General features: G+C 43.7%; 19 protein-coding genes. 17 read left to right on the plus strand and 2 right to left on the minus strand.

The annotated features are described in order from the left end of the window. Positions 1–10 precede the first annotated feature (10 nt). Genes C727_RS0105965 through C727_RS0105985 form a run of 5 tightly spaced genes read left to right on the plus strand, consistent with a single transcriptional unit; the run spans position 11 to position 3616 of the window. The gene (locus C727_RS0105965) at positions 11–1087 is read left to right on the plus strand and encodes a protein-glutamate methylesterase/protein-glutamine glutaminase (RefSeq protein ID WP_026052585.1); all 1077 of its coding nucleotides are present in this window, start codon (positions 11–13) and stop codon (positions 1085–1087) included. A 10-nt stretch (positions 1088–1097) separates the two neighbouring features. Continuing rightward, positions 1098–1862, plus strand: a complete 765-nt coding sequence (locus C727_RS0105970) for a ParA family protein (protein WP_017444716.1) — start codon at positions 1098–1100, stop codon at positions 1860–1862. 7 nt (positions 1863–1869) lie between these two features. Then, positions 1870–2694 carry a chemotaxis protein CheW gene (locus C727_RS0105975; protein ID WP_017444717.1) on the plus strand — a complete coding sequence of 275 codons (825 nt, stop codon included), beginning with the start codon at positions 1870–1872 and terminating at the stop codon, positions 2692–2694. Positions 2695–2698: 4 nt separating this feature from the next. Next, positions 2699–3193, plus strand: a complete 495-nt coding sequence (locus tag C727_RS0105980) for a chemotaxis protein CheW (RefSeq protein WP_017444718.1) — start codon at positions 2699–2701, stop codon at positions 3191–3193. Next, entirely contained in the window at positions 3194–3616 is a 423-nt protein-coding gene (locus C727_RS0105985) for a DUF2802 domain-containing protein (protein ID WP_017444719.1), read from the plus strand. A gap of 28 nt (positions 3617–3644) precedes the next feature. On the opposite strand, the gene rne is transcribed toward C727_RS0105985, so the two are convergent. Then, positions 3645–7097, minus strand: coding sequence for a ribonuclease E (gene rne / locus C727_RS0105990; RefSeq protein WP_017444720.1), 3453 nt, complete (start codon positions 7095–7097; stop codon positions 3645–3647). 517 nt (positions 7098–7614) lie between these two features. Here rne and rluC point away from each other — a divergent pair. Beyond that, a complete protein-coding gene (gene rluC, locus C727_RS0106000; protein ID WP_017444722.1) occupies positions 7615–8577 on the plus strand; it encodes a 23S rRNA pseudouridine(955/2504/2580) synthase RluC in 963 nt (320 codons plus the stop codon). Beyond that, positions 8564–9241, plus strand: a complete 678-nt coding sequence (locus C727_RS0106005) for an HAD family hydrolase (RefSeq protein ID WP_017444723.1) — start codon at positions 8564–8566, stop codon at positions 9239–9241. The genes rluC and C727_RS0106005 overlap by 14 nt, the downstream gene beginning before the upstream one ends. Here C727_RS0106005 and C727_RS0106010 read toward each other — a convergent pair. Further along, positions 9195–9830: a Maf family protein gene (locus C727_RS0106010; RefSeq protein WP_017444724.1), complete on the minus strand. Its 636-nt coding sequence runs from the start codon at positions 9828–9830 to the stop codon at positions 9195–9197. The two genes, C727_RS0106005 and C727_RS0106010, sit on opposite strands and share 47 nt — an antisense overlap. Positions 9831–9915: 85 nt before the next feature. Here C727_RS0106010 and yceD point away from each other — a divergent pair, with 85 nt between their 5' ends. The 10 genes from yceD (at position 9916) to mltG (ending at position 17858) form a co-directional block, all read left to right on the plus strand. After that, positions 9916–10446, plus strand: a complete 531-nt coding sequence (gene yceD, locus C727_RS0106015; protein WP_017444725.1) for a 23S rRNA accumulation protein YceD — start codon at positions 9916–9918, stop codon at positions 10444–10446. 13 nt (positions 10447–10459) lie between these two features. Beyond that, positions 10460–10630 carry a 50S ribosomal protein L32 gene (gene rpmF, locus C727_RS0106020; RefSeq protein WP_017444726.1) on the plus strand — a complete coding sequence of 57 codons (171 nt, stop codon included), beginning with the start codon at positions 10460–10462 and terminating at the stop codon, positions 10628–10630. 9 nt (positions 10631–10639) lie between these two features. After that, entirely contained in the window at positions 10640–11662 is a 1023-nt protein-coding gene (gene plsX, locus C727_RS0106025) for a phosphate acyltransferase PlsX (RefSeq protein WP_026052586.1), read from the plus strand. Positions 11663–11668: 6 nt separating this feature from the next. Continuing rightward, a complete protein-coding gene (locus C727_RS0106030; RefSeq protein ID WP_017444728.1) occupies positions 11669–12628 on the plus strand; it encodes a beta-ketoacyl-ACP synthase III in 960 nt (319 codons plus the stop codon). 28 nt (positions 12629–12656) lie between these two features. After that, positions 12657–13589, plus strand: coding sequence for an ACP S-malonyltransferase (gene fabD, locus C727_RS0106035; protein ID WP_017444729.1), 933 nt, complete (start codon positions 12657–12659; stop codon positions 13587–13589). A gap of 4 nt (positions 13590–13593) precedes the next feature. Then, the gene (fabG, locus tag C727_RS0106040; protein WP_017444730.1) at positions 13594–14334 is read left to right on the plus strand and encodes a 3-oxoacyl-ACP reductase FabG; all 741 of its coding nucleotides are present in this window, start codon (positions 13594–13596) and stop codon (positions 14332–14334) included. Positions 14335–14522: 188 nt separating this feature from the next. Further along, positions 14523–14765 carry an acyl carrier protein gene (gene acpP / locus C727_RS0106045; protein ID WP_017444731.1) on the plus strand — a complete coding sequence of 81 codons (243 nt, stop codon included), beginning with the start codon at positions 14523–14525 and terminating at the stop codon, positions 14763–14765. 71 nt (positions 14766–14836) lie between these two features. After that, positions 14837–16075 (plus strand): beta-ketoacyl-ACP synthase II, encoded by a 1239-nt coding sequence (gene fabF / locus C727_RS0106050; protein WP_017444732.1) that lies wholly within the window; start codon positions 14837–14839, stop codon positions 16073–16075. 21 nt (positions 16076–16096) lie between these two features. After that, positions 16097–16879, plus strand: a complete 783-nt coding sequence (gene pabC / locus C727_RS19000; protein WP_017444733.1) for an aminodeoxychorismate lyase — start codon at positions 16097–16099, stop codon at positions 16877–16879. Further along, positions 16872–17858, plus strand: a complete 987-nt coding sequence (gene mltG, locus C727_RS0106060; protein ID WP_017444734.1) for an endolytic transglycosylase MltG — start codon at positions 16872–16874, stop codon at positions 17856–17858. The genes pabC and mltG overlap by 8 nt, the downstream gene beginning before the upstream one ends. Positions 17859–17860 lie beyond the last annotated feature (2 nt).

Here is a 17860-nt window from a genome sequence, read left to right on the forward strand (position 1 = left end):
GAAACGATAAATGCGAAAACGCGTACTCGTGGTTGACGATTCGAGCTTTTTCCGTCGCAGGGTGAGTGAGATTATCAATTCGGACCCTCGCTTAGAGGTGATAGACACTGCAAATAATGGGCAGCAAGCGATAGAAAAAGCATTGAGCTTAAAGCCTGACGTCATCACTATGGATGTCGAAATGCCAGTACTTGATGGCATTTCTGCTGTTCGCCGCATTATGCAGCGTTGTCCCACCCCTATTTTAATGTTTTCGTCACTGACTCATGACGGCGCACGAGCGACCTTAGACGCGTTAGAGGCAGGGGCTTTGGATTTTTTACCGAAAAAATTTGAAGATATTGCACGTGATCGAGAAGAAGCCAAAACCTTATTGACCACTCGCATCCGGCACATTGCCAACCGGCGTATGTCACCAGCAAAAACTGCCAGTATTTCGCCCACACGCAGCAGCGAAGTTAAACCAGATAGTGTTAGCCCAGCATTTTTACCCAAGCGAATTAAATCACAGCGTGCCAGATTGTTGGCCATTGGAACGTCAACAGGTGGGCCTGTGGCATTGCAAGCCATTTTAAAAGCACTGCCAGCCAATTTTCCTGCACCTATTATTCTGGTACAACATATGCCGGCTGCATTTACTGGTGCATTTGCTGCTCGCTTAAACAGTCAGTGTTTAATCCAAGTGAAAGAAGCTGAAAACGGCGATATTTTACGGCCGGGCTGTGCCTATTTAGCACCAGGTGGTAAACAAATGCTGCTTGATGGTGGCAGTGCTCAAGTTAAACTCATTATTCGTGATGATCAGAGTGAACGTTTGACCTACAAACCCAGTGTTGATGTAACCTTTGCGACAGCCGCAAAAACCTTCCAGAAACAAGTTTTAGCTGTGATCCTAACTGGGATGGGGGCTGACGGTCGTGAAGGATGCCGAATGTTAAAATCGCAAGGAGCCGAAGTATTAGCGCAAGATCAAGCCTCGTGTGTCGTTTATGGCATGCCACAAGCGGTTGTCAGCGCCGGAATAGCCAAAGAAACAGTGCCATTAAATCGAATGGCAGATCGAATCATGCAAGCCTTTTACGACTAGGGGGGCTCGGGTGCAAGTATGGACGATAGCCAATCAAAAAGGTGGGGTCGGCAAAACAACAACCAGTGTTAGCCTCGCAGGGCTGTTGGCCCAACGAGGTAAGCGTGTATTATTAATAGATACAGATCCCCATGCGTCTATGACTTATTATTTTGGTATTGACTCAGAGTCATTAGAGCACAGCCTATTTGACCTTTTTATTGCCCGAGACACTTTAGACAGCCACCAATTGATGCAACTTTTATCGCCCACCAGTCATGCGAATGTAGATATCTTACCCGCAACTATGGCGCTAGCAACGTTAGACAGGCGGTTTGGCCAACAAGGTGGCATGGGGTTGGTCCTAAAAAAAGCACTCAGCCGCTTAACCTCTGATTATGATTATGCATTAATAGATTGCCCACCGGTACTCGGGGTTTTAATGGTGAATGCATTAGCGGCTTGTCAGCGTGTATTAGTGCCGGTGCAAACCGAGTTTTTAGCGCTAAAAGGGCTAGAGCGAATGGTGCAAACCTTAAAGTTAATGTCGCAGTCGCAAAACCGTGAATTTGCTTATACGATAGTGCCGACTATGTTTGATAAACGAACGCGCGCATCGCTAGATGCGTTTAAATCGTTAAAAAAGCAATACAATAGTGCGGTTTGGTCAAATGTGATCCCCGTGGATACTAAGTTTAGAGATGCCAGTATCCAACAAGCTTTTCCGTCGGTATATGCGGGAAAAACCCGTGGTGTGTTGGCGTATTCGGCATTGCTTAAAACTTTAATTAAATAGGCTAATTATGAGCAAAAAAGGTTTAGCAAATGAGTCGCTTATACAAGACTATTTTGATGGTCTGTTACACGAGTCTGCAGAGCCAAATCAGGCGCTTGAGCAAAATAAAAAAGCGGCGGACGAAGCCCCTCTCCAATCTCAATTGGTAGAATCTCGGCAAGTCGAATTAAACAAATTATTACAACAAGCTAGTCTAGCCGAAAAAAATATTCAGGATGAACAAGACGTTAAAGAAAAGTGGGCTGTTGAAACCGCTCCCAGCGAACAACTAAAAACAAAACCAGTTGAGCCAGAAAAAACGCAGCCGGCCGAGTCGTTTGCATCAAAGTCAGTAGAGGCACTTAAAACACCTAAATCTAAGCGCCCAGAAACCGCCTTTCAAGCGTTATTTTTTGAAGTTGCTGGGCTCACATTGGCTGTGCCGCTGATTGAGTTAGGCGGTATTCACAATTTGCAGCCGACCTCTTCTTTATTTGGTAAACCGGATTGGTTTAAAGGCGTTATGTTAAATAAAGCAGAAAAACTGAACGTGGTCGATACAGCACTCTGGGTGATGCCTGAAAAATTTAACACAGAGACCGCCGCCGAATTAGAGTATAAATATTTAATTATGCTGGGTGACAGCCAATGGGGATTGGCGTGTGAAACCTTGGTGGCGACTGTGACTTTACAACCTGATGATGTGAAGTGGAGCGGCGAACAAAGCAAACGTAGATGGTTAGGTGGGTTAGTGCGCGATAAAATGTGTGCATTATTGTCAGTAGATGAGTTGATTTTACTGTTGGATAAAGGCTTTAATAGTCGCAGCGAAAAGAATAACAGCGGAGTATAATAAAATGAACCAGACCGAACGTCAGAATGTGGTAGATAGTGGCGATAATGATGCCGTTTTGCAGTGGGTGACTTTTAAGTTAGATGAAGAAACCTATGGTATTAATGTCATGCAAGTTCAAGAGGTGTTGCGCTATTCAGAAATAGCCCCAGTACCGGGAGCACCAGATTATGTGATTGGCATCGTTAACTTGCGTGGTAATGTGGTGACTGTGATTGACACACGGACGCGTTTTGGTTTGATGCCGAACGAAGTGACAGACAACTCGCGTATTGTGATTATTGAAGCGGACAAGCAAGTGGTCGGCATTTTAGTGGATTCAGTGGCTGAGGTGGTTTATTTAAAATCATCAGAAATTGATAGTGCGCCCAACGTAGGGACAGAAGAAAGTGCGAAGTTTATTCAGGGCGTATCAAATAGAGATGGTGAGCTATTGATTTTAGTCGATCTGAACAAACTGTTAACCGATGATGAATGGGATGATTTGAGCACCTTATAAATGACTTTATTTAGCCTTCTTGCATCAGCCTTGTTAGCCGTTTTAGCACTGCTGATTGGCTGGCTTTTATATCGCAAAATTCAGCGTCTGAATGAGCAGCTGCAAGACTATCAGGCGCAGCTAAGAACACTTAAACAAGAGCAGCTGTTATTGCAACAAACAGCCTCTGAGGCGGTGCAAAGCAGCTTGGGTTTAGGTAAAAAGATAAGCCTTATTGAGCAGCACCTGACCCGGAATGAACAAAAATATCAGCAGCTTAAGCAAAGCTTGGCTGATATTTCATTGCAAGATCCCGCCGCTAAATTATATAACCGAGCTAATAAACTGGCACAAAAAGGCGCTGACATTCAAGAACTCATCGACGAGTGTGAGATCAGCCGAGCTGAGGCTGAGCTGATCATCTCATTGTGGCAAAAAAAGTAACAGCGTAGAGACACTGTTACTTATTTTTTTATGGCCGAGTTTGTGTCGCTGGTGCCGCACTCTTAGCAGAGGCTGACTGAGACCCCCCCGCACGACCTGAAGTTGCAGGTGCATGGCGTTCGCTTGCCGGAATACTGGCTGTTGGTAAAACTCGGCTCGAGTCTACCGCTTCCGGATGTGTTTTTGCCATCGGCGAAGAAGCATGTCCAAATTTAGCGCGTGCAATTGCTTTCTTTTTGCTGGTGGTTGCGTCTTCTTGCTGAGCCTGAGCACTGGTTTCATCGGTTGATGCTGGCGCTGAATCTGCCGTCACTGGTTGCTCAGCTTGAACAGCTTCTTCACTACTTACCGCCTCTGAGCTCGCTTGCGAAACGTTAGTCGCTTCTAGGCTAGCTGTCGCCTCAGTGGATGTTTCAGCTTGCGATTTACTATCCACAGTTGCATCTATACGGGTGTCAACTTCGCAGGTTGTCGATGACTCAGCGGTATTTTCAGCAATTGCATCGTCGTTTTGGCTTGCTTGAGCTTGTTGAGCATTTGCTTGAGAGCTAGCGTTTGTTTGAACTGCCACAGGCGTTTTGTCGGTGCTTTCCTTTTCGACACTTTCATTTTCGGCTAGTGACTCCTCAGCTGCGGTGGCTGATTGAAGCTGCTGCTCGCTGGCTTGCTCAGATGACTCTGCATCGCCTGCATTTGTTTCATTGACTGTCGGCTCCGCTGAGTCTTCCTGACTCGTTTGTTGCGCTGCCTCTTCTGTGATTGATGCACTTTGGCTGGCTTCGCGTGCAACTAGGCTCTCAGAAACAGGCTCTTGGGCCACCTCTAATTGAGTTTCTTGCTGTGGAACACTGGTTTCCTGAGCATTGACTTCCGGCTCACTTGTCGCTTGTATATTTGATTTTTGAATATCAGCTTGCGGTTGCTTAACTATAGTATTTGCTGCGTCATTACTCGCCTCTGGCTTAGCTTCACTCGCAGTAACTTGCTCGCTAATGGTCGATTCAGCGTCACCATCATCCGGATAACGGCTGATCACAGGATCTTGACTGACACCGTCAGTCTCTGATTTTTTCTGATAATATTTATCATACTTATCGTTATTTGCCTGATTTTGGTCGTTATTCGTCTCTTGTTGATTGCGACGTCTGCGCTGACTATTGCCACGCAGGTGACGAGTACCGCGACGATTACGCGGTTTATTTTCGCGCTCGTTTTGGCCATCTGTTAGTTGCGCTTCCGCTTGTTCTGCCGTTGATTGCTCATCTGACTCAGCAATTTTGCTTGAGCGCTCCGCTGGCGCGTCAAGACTGCTTGCGTACACTGAATTAGACGTTTCAACAGGCGTTGTTGACGAGGATTCATTGTCCGCTGCTGCCGCTTTAATTACCTGACTGTTGGCTTCAGTGTTAGGTTCATGAATAACAGCCGTATCAGACTGTTTTTCGACTGCCTGCGGGGCTGCTTTTAACTCAGTATTATCTTGTTTGATACGTACTGACTTGCGCAAGTTTCTGCGAGCCCGACGCTCTTGCGTTTTTTTCTCGCTAGCAGGTTTACGCTTTTTAGGCTGTTCAGTTTTCGCTTTAGCATTTTTAGCCGCTTCTTCTTGACCTTTAGCTTTATTTTCCGGTTTTGCTTTTTCGGCATTATTCGGACGACGTTTTTTGTTTGGTCGACGGTTTTGCTGGTTTGGTTTTTTATTTGCTCGCGAGTCAGGTTTAGCCTCTTGAGGGGCTGGCTGCTCACTTTCGGGAGTGGCAAATAACCGTTTAAACCAACTTACTAAACGACCAAAAATCCCAGTGTTTTGTTTACTAGGGTTATTTGTCGCTCCCTGTGGCGTAGGGGTTGGTTTGACTTCAGCGACTGGTGCCGGCGTTTCTGGTGCTGCAAAACCTTTTAATGCCGGCTCTTCTTTTTTCTCAACCTTGGTAATAGATGGAGAAATTGGGATCGTAAAATCTTCTTCTGGTTTAGAGATCAGTTTGTAGCTGATGTCACTGCCGTTTTCTTCTGCTTTTATGCGAGCAACTTCAAAGTTGGGCGTTTCTAAATGTGGGTTTGGCACGACGACCACTCGAACCTCGTGGCTTTTTTCGATAAAACGCACTGCACCCCGTTTTTCATTCAATAAATAAGTGGCGGCTTCAACCGGTAATTGTGCTTGTACCTGTACTGTGTTTTCTTTGATTGCTTCTTCTTCAAGAATGCGCAGAACAGACAAAGCTAATGATTCTGTTGAACGAACCACCCCTGTCCCCTGACATCTTGGGCAGGCTAAACTTGAGCTCTCACCTAATGATGGGCGTAAACGCTGACGGCTCATTTCTAATAGACCAAAACGAGAGATACGGGCCAGTTGAATGCGAGCTCGGTCGGTGCGTACTGCATCTCGTAACCGATTTTCAACTTCACGTTGGTTGCGCGCTGGCGTCATATCAATAAAGTCAATAACAACCAGGCCACCTAAATCACGCAATCTTAGTTGGCGTGCAATTTCATCTGCAGCTTCTAGATTAGTATTTAGTGCGGTTTCTTCGATATCACCGCCTTTAGTGGCTTTTGATGAGTTGATGTCGATCGACGTTAACGCTTCGGTCTGGTCGATTACAATAGAACCGCCAGAGGGTAAACGCACTTCACGCTTAAAAGCCGATTCGATTTGGCTTTCAATTTGAAAATGGTTGAACAACGGCTCGTCACCTTGATAAAGCTTTACACGGTTAACAAAATCAGGGCGAACCAAGGAAATATGTGCTTTTGCTTGTTCAAAAGTTTTTGGATGGTCGATTAATATTTCACCAATGTCTCGACGCAAATAGTCACGGATCGCACGAACGATGACGTTACTTTCTTGATGAATCAAAAACGGAGCCGCTTTTTGCGCAGCAGCTTGCTGGATAGATTGCCAATGTTTAAGCAATACGTTTAAATCCCATTCAAGCTCTTCGAATGCTTTGCCAACGCCTGCAGTACGGACGATTAATCCCATGCCTTGGGGCAATGAAAGTTTATTTAACGCTTCTTTTAATTCGGTGCGTTCATCACCTTCGATGCGGCGCGAGATACCACCTGCGCGTGGGTTATTTGGCATTAAGACTAAATAACTACCCGCTAAACTGATAAAAGTGGTTAACGCTGCCCCTTTTTGGCCGCGTTCTTCTTTATCAATTTGCACAATAACTTCTTGGCCTTCTTCAATCACATCTTTGATGTTAGGGCGGCCATTAAAGCTATAACCTTCGGGGAAGTAGGTGCGAGCAATCTCTTTCAACGGCAAGAAGCCGTGGCGCTCTGCACCATAATCGACAAATGCAGCTTCTAAGCTAGGTTCTACACGGGTGATTTTACCTTTGTAGATATTGGCTTTTTTCTGCTCATGACCATGACTTTCGATATCCAAATCATACAGTCTTTGCCCATCAACCAGGGCAACGCGCAACTCTTCTTCCTGAGTTGCATTGATTAACATACGTTTCATATTTTTATTTTCACCACATATGAAACGCCAAAACCTAAATTGTAAAGGGCTGTTGTTCAGTGACTCTCACGAGTCTCTGTGGGTATAAATCACTACAACCAGCATCTTTGTTTGATTGTTTCACTGGTCTTCTTGATATCTATTATCGGTTGTAGTTGTAACTTGTTATCTTGCAACAAATTACGGATAATCTCAGGCTTTCAATTCAGAGAATTTTAGCGTTTCTAATATTCATTAATTAACGACTAAGGAACTCTGCTGTTGGTGCTGTGTTTAAAACGTTGGCGAAAAATTACTCACTTCGTTTGGTTTTAAAATGCGTAGCAGTACACCAAATAAATATGGTATATCTGTGCAGCACAGTGAACTCTTACACAGTCAGGGTTCTTTAAATTCAGTTGCGCATCAGCGCGCATTATATAATTTTCTGGCAATCATTTCTGCCATCAGTGAAAATATAGCAAAGCAGTTGCCATAGCGGCAATCTAAATTCGCAATTAAGCAAAGATATTTATTCATGAATAAAGATGACCTAAAGTCAGTTAGCTATTTTGAGGTAGATCAGGATAATTCTGGTCAAAGAATAGACAATTGGCTCAAGCGAGAGCTCAAAGGTGTGCCCACAACATTAATCTACCGAATTTTAAGAAAAGGAGAAGTTCGGGTAAACAAAAAGCGGGTCAAACCAGTTTATAAATTACAAGAGGGTGATGTTTTACGGATCCCGCCAATTCGTTTAGAAGCGAAACCTGATCAACCCATCAAAATCAGTGACAACTTAGTTGAGCGTATAAAAAGTTCTATTTTGTACGAAGACAGTCATCTGTTGGTTATCAATAAGCCTTCTGGTTTGGCAGTGCATGGTGGTTCGGGATTAAACTTTGGCGCAATAGAGGCCATCCGCCAGTTATACCCGCATTTAAAGCAGTTAGAGTTGGTCCATAGATTAGACAGGGATACTTCTGGTTGTTTGGTCATCAGCAAAAAACGTTCGGCGCTACGGGCTTTGCATCAGCAGTTACGAGACAAACAGGTTGATAAAAGGTATTGGGCATTGGTCAGTGGTGTTTGGCCTGACGCTTTAAAAAAAGTGCAAAAGCCGTTACATAAAAATACTTTAAGTTCAGGTGAACGTGTGGTGCGGGTAGACGCTGAGCTAGGAAAAGCCAGCGAAACTCGTTTTCGGGTTTTAAATAAGTTTGATAGGGCCAGTTTAGTGGAAGCTTTTCCGGTGACCGGGCGAACCCACCAAATCCGTGTGCATGCAGCGGCGAGTGGGTTCCCGATTGCGCTGGATGACAAATACGGTGAAGCAGAATTTGATAAAAGGATGAAAACTTACGGTATTAAACGTTTATTTTTACATGCTGCATCTATTAGTTTTTTGCATCCGAAAGAAAAAACCACCATTCGCATTGAAGCACCGCTTGAAAAAAGTTTGCAATTAGCTTTGGAGCAGTTACAAAATGCCAAAAAATAAAAAACTGATCATTTTTGATTGGGATGGCACCCTAATGGACTCGATTGATCGCATCGTATCTTCAATACAGAATGCGGCGCGCAAAGCGGGTTTGGCTGTTCCTAGCGAGGCGTTAGCCAGTTCAGTTATCGGTTTGAGTTTAAATAAAGCTCTTGCGATTGTGTTTCCAACCGCCGATGAACCAACAATTAACCATTTAATTGAATTATACCGGGAAGAGTATATTGAGTTAAACCCAACCCCAACACCGCTTTTTGCCGATGCAAAAGCCTGTTTGCAACAGTTGAGAGAACAAGGTTATTTGCTTGCTGTGGCAACTGGTAAAGCACGGGCGGGTTTATCGCGTGCAATGGCTTCGGTTGGGCTCAATGATTTTTTTGATGCTAGTATATGCGCAGATGAAAGCCGTTCAAAACCAGATCCATTGATGTTAACCCTGTTATTAAAAAAGTTTAATGTCCCCGTTGAAACGGCGATCATGGTTGGTGATTCAGTCCATGATTTAAAAATGGCTCAAGCTGCTGGAATGATGTCAGTGGCTGTGACTATGGGCGCAGATTCAGCTGAACGATTGGCTGCTTATCAGCCAATCGCCATTGTCGACAGCCTGTCGCAACTTACGAGTGTGATTCAGCAGTTAAGCTTGACTCAAGCAGAGGATTGACACCAAACTCGCGTAAAATTTCGCACAAACTAATGAGTGGGAGTCCAATTAGGGTATTTGGGTCTTTTCCTTCGAGCTGATTAAATAATGTGATGCCAAGTGCTTCGCTTTTGAAACTACCGGCACAGTTAAACGGTTGCTCTTTTGCTAGGTAAGCGAGTATTTCTTCATCGCTTAGCTGTCTAAAATGTACGGTAAATGGTTCACAAAGGGTTTTTTGTTCGCCTTGAGGGGATATCACAGATAAACCAGTATAAAAAGTGACGCTATGACCACTGAGTTTACGCAGTTGTTTTAGCGCATTGTCTGTATTGTGTGGTTTGCCTAAAATTTCACCGTTATGCCAAGCAACCTGATCAGATCCTATGACATACGCAGCTGAGTGCAATCTGGCGCCGGCTTGCGCTTTTGCCGCGGCCAGTCTTTGAACTAACTCATCGGGCGGCTCATTTGGTAAGACGGTTTCATCTGTTTGTGGTTTGCAGGTTGTAAATGGTAGCCCTAGTTTATCCAATACTTGTTTGCGGAAAACAGAAGTCGAGGCTAAAACGAGTTTAAAGTCGCTTTGATTTTTTGCTTGATTTATCATTAAATACTCTTTTTTGAAAAATGTTTGCTTATTTTTCCGCTTTTCAATTGACTAAGCAAGAGCAGATGGTTAATATCCGCGCCCTATGCAAAAGGTAAAAATGCCGGTTGAGATAGATCCAGTAAAAAGTGCGCAAAAACGCTCCGATTATGATGGGTTTTATCCGCTGGGGAATTTAAAACGTTTGAGTGATGCTATCGTCTCTGATCAGGGGGAGGTTAGTGTGCTGCTCAGATGTGCCTATGATGAGCAAGGCTTGCCAGTTATGCTCATCAGTGCTGAGGCGGATGTCGAAGTGACTTGTCAGCGCTGCGCAGAAGCGATGCCGATTAAATTGGCATTGTCTGCAACTTTTACACCTAAAACAGCCAGATTAGAAGAAGATCTAGTACCTTCTGAGTATGGTTTAGTTGAAGTTAATGAATATGGTCAAATTGACTTGCGAGCTTTAATTGAAGATGAATTATTGTTAGCAATTCCTTTGGTTCCTAAACATAATGTAGAAGAATGTGCGATCAAACAACAAGACATGAGCTGGGGTCAGCTGGATCCAGCAGCCAGTGAAAAACCAGCAAATCCGTTTGATGTATTGAAAAGTTTAAAGAATTCCAAATAACAGGAGATGAGTAATGGCTGTTCAACAGAACAAAAAATCTCGTTCAAAGCGTGATATGCGTCGCTCTCATGATGCGCTTACTGCTTCAAGCCTGTCTATCGACAGTACTTCTGGTGAGACACACCGTCGCCACCATGTGACTGCTGATGGCTATTATAAAGGCAAAAAAGTAGTTTCTGCATAAGAGGCAGCTTTGACGAATCTAACCATAGCGTTAGATGCGATGGGAGGCGATCATGGGCCTCCTGTCACCATTCCAGCCGCACTCGAAGTGCTTGCTGAAGTACCGCAATTAAAATTTATCCTCTGTGGCGATAAATACCAAATTACCCCTCTACTGAAAAATATTTCTGCTCATACTCGTGCGCGTTTAGAAGTAAAACACTGTAGTCAAGTCGTTTCTATGAGTGAAAAGCCGTCTCAAGCACTGCGATACAAAGCAGAATCATCAATGCGTATTGCGCTTGATTTAGTGCAGCAAGAAACCGCTCAAGCTTGTGTTAGTGCGGGCAATACTGGTGCGCTGTTAAGCATGGCTTATTATGTATTAAAAATGCTTCCAGGCATTAAACGACCCGCGTTAGTCACCGCTTTTCCAAGTGGTAAAGGTCACAAAACTTACGTGCTAGATTTGGGCGCAAATGTTGAAAGCGAGGCGGCTATATTACATCAGTTTGCACTCATGGGGAGTGTACTGGCGGAAAGCGAAGCGTTAGAAAAGCCTAGAATAGGTTTATTGAATGTTGGTGAAGAAGAGATCAAAGGTAGTTCAAAAATAAAAAAAGTCGCCTCACTGTTAAAAGCAGACGCCTCGTTAAACTACATTGGCTATGTTGAAGGCAATGATTTTTTTACCAGCAAAGCGGATGTGATAGTATGTGACGGTTTTGCAGGAAATGTTGCATTAAAATCCTGTGAAGGGTTAGCAAAAGCCGTGCTTGAGTCTATTACTCATTTGGTCAAAGAAAATTGGCTAAGTCGAGCTGCAGCTGCTTTAGCGCTACCCATATTCAAAAAGTTTTATCGGCAAATGAACCCGGACCAATACAATGGTGCGAGTTTGTTGGGACTGCGAGGCATTGTTATTAAAAGCCATGGCAATGCCAGTAAAGATGCATTTAAGTACGCGATAATGGAAGCGATTAATGAAATTCGCCATCAGGTTCCGGTTAAAATTGGTGATCGGATAGAGCAGGCGTTAACAGACAGGTCTTAAAATAATATGTATGCAAGAATAACAGGTACCGGTAGCTATTTTCCGCAGCAGGTTCGTACCAATGCTGATTTAGAAAAAATGGTTGAGACAAGCCATGACTGGATTGTCGAGCGCACAGGTATTCATGAGCGCCGCATTGCTGGGCCAGACGAAAATGTTGCCACTATGGGTTTTGAAGCGGCCAAAAAAGCCATTGCTGCGGCCAACATTCAAGCCAGTGATATAGATTTAATTTTATGTGCGACAACAAGTTGGGAAAAGGCCTTGCCAAGCGCAGCCTGTGAAATACAAAACTTACTTGGACTTCCGGGCGTACCGGCAATGGATATTGCTGCTGCGTGTGCGGGTTTTTGTTACGCACTTAGTGTCGCAGATCAATTTATTAAAGCAGGTTCAGCTAAACGCGTTTTAGTTGTCGGTACAGATGCACTGACTCGTTTATTAGATCCAACCGATAGGACCATGATAGTGCTATTTGGGGATGCAGCCGGTGCCTGTATTTTAGAAGCTAACGAAGAAACCGGTATTTTATCCACTCATTTACATGCCGATGGCCGTTACGCTGACTTACTGGGTGCTGACTTACCAACTCGAGGCATCGAAGCATCAGTATATGAAGCTTATGGATATATGAAAGGGAATGAAGTATTCAAAGTTGCGGTCACCAAATTAAGCGAGATCGTTGAAGAAACGCTAAAAGCCAATCAATTAGAAAAAAGCCAAATTGACTGGTTAGTGCCGCATCAGGCGAATTATCGAATTATTAAAGCTACAGCGCGTAAGCTAGATATGAGTATGGATCATGTGGTAGTAACCCTAGATAAACATGGAAATACATCGGCTGCTTCTGTGATCACGGCATTGGATGAAGCTATTCGTGACGGTCGTATTCAACGGGGACAAACTTTATTATTAGAAGCTTTTGGTGGTGGATTCACTTGGGCTTCGGCTTTGATTAAATATTAATTTATACAAAATAAAAAGAGCTAATTATATGTCGCAAACAATTGCTTATGTTTTTCCGGGCCAGGGTTCGCAAGCCGTTGGTATGTTGGAGTCATTGCATCAATCTTACGCCAGAGTGAGAGAAACCTTTGAAGAAGCGTCTGACGCGCTTGGTTATGATATGACTCAATTAATTTTGCAAGGGCCAGCTGAGCAGCTTAACCAAACACATCATACTCAACCAGCTTTGTTAACGGCGAGTACCGCTTTGTATCGATTATTGACAGAGCAGGGTGCAGCTGTCCCAACAGTGATGGCTGGTCATAGTTTGGGTGAGTACTCCGCATTAACGGCAGCCGGTGTTTTACAATTTAGTGATGCGGTTAAGCTGGTTCAACTACGTGGCCAGTTAATGCAACAAGCAGTGCCAGCAGGTGTTGGTGCGATGGCCGCTATTATTGGTTTGGCCGATGATGCAGTTCGTCAAGTGTGTGAACAAACTAAAGGTGATGAAGTGGTGGCTGCGGTTAACTTTAACTCACCAGGTCAGGTGGTGATTGCCGGGCATAAAACTGCAGTTGATCGTGCTTGCACTGCGGCGAAAGAAGCAGGGGCAAAACGAGCATTACCATTACCTGTTAGTGTGCCCTCACACTGTGAGTTAATGCAGCCTGCTGCAGAACAATTGCAAACAGCGCTCTCTGAGTTAAGCTTAACAGAACCTAAAATCGCGGTTGTGAATAATGTAGATGTGAGCGCAGAGTCAGACCCGGCAAAAATAGCACAAGCGCTCACTCGCCAGCTTTATTGCCCGGTGCGCTGGACTGAAACTGTTGAAAAATTAGCGGCCGAAGGGATAACTCAATTAGTAGAAGTCGGTCCGGGCAAAGTACTGACAGGTTTGACTAAACGGATAAATAAATCATTAAACTCTGTTGCAGTAAATGATACTGCATCATTAGAATCATTTTTAAACGGGTAGATATATGTTCTCAGGATTAGATGGACAAGTTGCACTGGTTACAGGTGCAAGTCGTGGTATTGGTAAAGCTATTGCGCTTAAGTTGGTTGCCAATGGTGCTAAAGTTGTGGGTACTGCGACCTCAGAAAAAGGTGCACAAGCAATTTCAGAATACTTAGGTGATGCAGGTCAGGGCATGGTTTTAAATGTAACTGACGCTGACTCAATTGCTGCGTTATTTGAAAATATCAAAAGCCAATATGGTGATATAGACATTTTAGTTAATAACGCTGGTATCACGCGTGATAACTTAATGATGCGAATGAAAGAAGACGAGTGGTCAGATATTATCGAAACGAATTTAACCTCAGTCTTTAAATTATCAAAAGCTGTATTGCGCGCTATGATGAAAAAGCGTAAAGGCCGTATTGTTAATATCGGCTCAGTGGTTGGTTCTACTGGTAACCCTGGTCAAGCAAATTATTGTGCAGCAAAAGCAGGTTTAATTGGTTTCACTAAAGCGTTAGCCAAAGAAGTCGCTTCGCGTGGTATTACGGTTAACTCGGTTGCACCTGGTTTTATTGACACTGATATGACAAAAGAGTTGAGCGAAGAGCAGAAAAAGACTATCTTTGCACAGATACCGGCAGGTCGTTTGGGGCAACCAGACGAGATTGCTGCGGCCGTATTATTTTTATGTGCAGCAGAAGCCAGTTATATGACAGGCGAAACTTTGCATGTTAATGGCGGTATGTATATGGCCTAAAGGTAGATTCTTGGACCGATAACGGGTATCATTCGCTCGCATTCGGTTACCAAGCGTCTGGCACAGGCTACGACCTTGCAGGTTAGACCAGTAGCCTGAATATAAGCACTAAGCTTAACAAACGAATTTTTATTATTTATTAGATAAAAATGCGCAATTCGGCGCAGTATCTGAGGAACGTTAAAATTATGAGCAACGCAAACATTCAAGAAAGAGTTTACAAAATCATCGTTGAACAATTAGGTGTAAAAGAAGAAGAAATTACTAATGAAGCTTCTTTTGTTGATGATTTAGGCGCTGATTCTCTAGACACAGTAGAGTTAGTTATGGCACTTGAAGAAGAGTTTGATACTGAGATCCCTGACGAAGAAGCAGAAAAGATCACTACTGTTCAAGCAGCTATCGACTACGTTGTTGCTAACAAAGAATAAGTACTAAAGGGCGGTTAACCAACCGCCTTTCTTTTTCCTATCAAATATTACTCCTTTTTGGGGGCAATCTAGTGTCTAAACGTCGTGTTGTTGTCACCGGCATGGGGATGTTATCTCCGGTTGGTAATTCAGTAGACGATTCATGGAAAGCTTTGTTGGCCGGTCAAAGCGGTATCCAATTAATTGATACCTTTGATGTCAGCAGCTTTACAACTCGAATCAGTGGATTGGTTAAGGGTTTTCAGTTTGAAGACTACTTACCAAAAAAAGAAGCCAAAAAAATGGATACCTTCATCCAATACGGTGTCGCAGCCGGTATCCAGGCAATGAAAGATTCTGGCCTTGAAATTACCGAACAAAACGCACACCGAATCGGTGCGGCTGTGGGATCTGGTATTGGTGGTCTTTCACTTATCGAAGAAAATCACACTAAGCTGCAAGCGAGTGGTCCAAAACGGATGTCACCGTTTTTTGTGCCATCAACAATCATTAATATGATTTCTGGCCACTTGTCGATCATGTTTGGTTTAAAAGGCCCAAACATTGCAATTACTACCGCGTGTACCACAGGCGTACATAATATCGGCCATGCTGCTCGTATGATTGCATACGGTGATGCCGATGCTATTTTAGCAGGTGGGGCTGAAGCCGCGACTACCCCGTTAGGGTTAGGTGGTTTTGCTGCTGCGCGTGCGTTATCAACTCGCAATGATGCACCGGAAATTGCAAGTCGACCTTGGGACAAAGACAGAGATGGTTTTGTCATGGGGGACGGTGCTGGTGTGATGATGCTCGAAGAGTATGAACATGCAAAAGCGCGTGGTGCAAAAATTTATGCTGAACTCACTGGCTTTGGTATGAGCGGTGATGCTAACCATATCACCTCACCTCCAGATGATGGTGCTGGCGCACAAGCTGCGATGGCGAATGCAATTAATGATGGCAACATTAGTTTACAGCAAGTGGGATATTTAAATGCCCATGGGACTTCAACTCCGGTTGGTGATCTGGCTGAAACCAACGCGGTTAAAAACCTCTTTGGTGACCATGCAAAAAAACTAATGGTGAGTTCAACTAAGTCAATGACAGGGCATTTGTTAGGGGCTGCAGGTGCAATTGAAGCAATTGTGACTGTGAAAGCACTGCAGGATCAAAGCGTGCCACCAACCATAAATTTGGATAACCCAAGTGATGGTTGTGATCTTGATTATGTTCCGCATGAAGCGCGTCAAGTAAATATTGAGTATGCTTTATGTAACTCATTCGGCTTTGGTGGCACTAACGGTTCGTTATTGTTTCGCAAAGTTTAATTAATTAGGCTATTGAGTTTTATGGCCTTAATTAGAGTGGTAGCCGGCACAAAGCAGGTTAGTGGGTATAACCGAGCTGTTCAGTTTGGAGATGCACACTTTACCACTCTAAAAATAACACAACATAAAGTTGAGCATTGGCCTCTCCATTTAGAGCGCTTGTTAGTCGCCAATTCAAAGCTCGCTTTTCCTGCCTTTTGCCCGCAGCAACTCACCGCTGAGATAACAGATATTGCCGAACAATATGCAAACGCGACGGTAAAAATACTGATGACCCGAGGCGAAAGTCAACGAGGTTATGCCGTGCCTGACTCAATTTTGAGTCTTTGTTATATCTACATTGTACCGGCTGCTCACCCCCCCTCAGAGCTTGCACCAGCTGAATTGGTGACATTAAAAACCCGGTTATCGGTACAGCCACTCTTGGCTGGATTAAAACATTGCAACCGTTTGGAGCAAGTTTTAATTAAACAAGAATTAGCTGATTTGGATGTAACAGATGGGCTCGTGTTTAATTACAGTGGCCATTTAATTGAAACCAGTATGGCTAACATTTTTGTTTTTTTAAACGGACGTTGGTGCACACCTGATTTAACAGGATCTGGCGTGGCAGGCGTTATCCGCAGTCATATTCTCGCGCGCCATTCGATTGATGTGTGTAATATTAGTGAAGCAGATGTAGGCAAGATAGAAGCGGCGGTATTAACAAATGCTTTAATTGGCGTGCGGCCGGTTAAATCAATTGATGATCGTTTATTATCGGTTGCTAAAAGCCAGGCCTTTAGAGAGTTAGTTTATGGTTAAAAAAATTCTATTGCTATTCATTAGCTTGGTGCTTATCAGTTTAATGGTATTTTACTGGCAGTTTGAAAAAGCCATTGAACATTTAGAGCAGCCAGTTGTTAAAGACGCCCAGTTGGTGCGAATAGAACAAGGCACAAGTTTTTATCGCACTGTCGCTAAACTTGCTGAGCAAAATTTAATGAATAATAGTTGGGCACTAAAGGTATTAGTTAGGATTGACCCAGAGCTTGCTCAAATTAAAGCAGGCGTATACCAATTAACCGCGGGTATGGACAGCTTTGCTGTATTGGAAAAATTAGTCCGTGGCGATCAGCATCAGTTTAAAATCACCTTTACAGAAGGCAGCCACTTTAAAGATTGGCAACGGCAACTCACCTCACATCCTTATATTAAACAAACTGACTACAGTCGCTGGCTGGATAAATTGATTGCCCCTTATAAAAGTGTCGAGGGACTTTTGTTTCCAGATACCTATCACTTTATTGCTGACAGTAAAGATACTGACATTATTTACCAAGCCTATCAGCAGATGCAGCGAGTTAAGGAGCAGGTTTATGAAACTGGCACGCCATTTTTAAACTGGTACGATACTTTGATATTGGCGTCTATCATAGAAAAAGAAACTGCTGTCACCGAAGAGATGCCATTGGTCGCTTCAGTGTTTTATAACAGATTGCAAAAAAATATGCGTTTACAGACAGATCCCACTATTATTTATGGATTGGGTGATTCGTATGCCGGTGACATCAAACGAAGCCATCTAAACGATAAAAATAACCCTTATAATACATACCATATAAAAGGGCTACCACCAACACCGATAGCTATGCCTGGCGAGAATGCGATTAAAGCGGCGATAGAGCCGGCGCAGTCGGAATATTTGTATTTTGTGGCAAGTGGTGATGGTGGTCACGTGTTTTCTAAACGTTTGGCCGATCATAATAAAGCGGTCAGAAATTATCTTAATAGAACAGAATAGTT

Source organism: Gayadomonas joobiniege G7, from assembly GCF_000300815.1.
GTDB classification, from domain to species: domain Bacteria; phylum Pseudomonadota; class Gammaproteobacteria; order Enterobacterales; family Alteromonadaceae; genus Catenovulum; species Catenovulum joobiniege.

What these genes read in the sequence shown, in the direction of transcription:
- C727_RS0105965 (WP_026052585.1), top strand. Translation starts at nt 11, where the DNA reads ATGCGAAAACGCGTACTCGTGGTTGACGATTCGAGCTTTTTCCGTCGC.
- C727_RS0105975 (WP_017444717.1), top strand. Translation starts at nt 1,870, where the DNA reads ATGAGCAAAAAAGGTTTAGCAAATGAGTCGCTTATACAAGACTATTTT.
- C727_RS0105980 (WP_017444718.1), top strand. Translation starts at nt 2,699, where the DNA reads ATGAACCAGACCGAACGTCAGAATGTGGTAGATAGTGGCGATAATGAT.
- C727_RS0105985 (WP_017444719.1), top strand. Translation starts at nt 3,194, where the DNA reads ATGACTTTATTTAGCCTTCTTGCATCAGCCTTGTTAGCCGTTTTAGCA.
- rne (WP_017444720.1), bottom strand. Translation starts at nt 7,097, where the DNA reads ATGAAACGTATGTTAATCAATGCAACTCAGGAAGAAGAGTTGCGCGTT.
- rluC (WP_017444722.1), top strand. Translation starts at nt 7,615, where the DNA reads ATGAATAAAGATGACCTAAAGTCAGTTAGCTATTTTGAGGTAGATCAG.
- C727_RS0106005 (WP_017444723.1), top strand. Translation starts at nt 8,564, where the DNA reads ATGCCAAAAAATAAAAAACTGATCATTTTTGATTGGGATGGCACCCTA.
- C727_RS0106010 (WP_017444724.1), bottom strand. Translation starts at nt 9,830, where the DNA reads ATGATAAATCAAGCAAAAAATCAAAGCGACTTTAAACTCGTTTTAGCC.
- yceD (WP_017444725.1), top strand. Translation starts at nt 9,916, where the DNA reads ATGCAAAAGGTAAAAATGCCGGTTGAGATAGATCCAGTAAAAAGTGCG.
- rpmF (WP_017444726.1), top strand. Translation starts at nt 10,460, where the DNA reads ATGGCTGTTCAACAGAACAAAAAATCTCGTTCAAAGCGTGATATGCGT.
- C727_RS0106030 (WP_017444728.1), top strand. Translation starts at nt 11,669, where the DNA reads ATGTATGCAAGAATAACAGGTACCGGTAGCTATTTTCCGCAGCAGGTT.
- fabD (WP_017444729.1), top strand. Translation starts at nt 12,657, where the DNA reads ATGTCGCAAACAATTGCTTATGTTTTTCCGGGCCAGGGTTCGCAAGCC.
- fabG (WP_017444730.1), top strand. Translation starts at nt 13,594, where the DNA reads ATGTTCTCAGGATTAGATGGACAAGTTGCACTGGTTACAGGTGCAAGT.
- acpP (WP_017444731.1), top strand. Translation starts at nt 14,523, where the DNA reads ATGAGCAACGCAAACATTCAAGAAAGAGTTTACAAAATCATCGTTGAA.
- pabC (WP_017444733.1), top strand. Translation starts at nt 16,097, where the DNA reads ATGGCCTTAATTAGAGTGGTAGCCGGCACAAAGCAGGTTAGTGGGTAT.
- mltG (WP_017444734.1), top strand. Translation starts at nt 16,872, where the DNA reads ATGGTTAAAAAAATTCTATTGCTATTCATTAGCTTGGTGCTTATCAGT.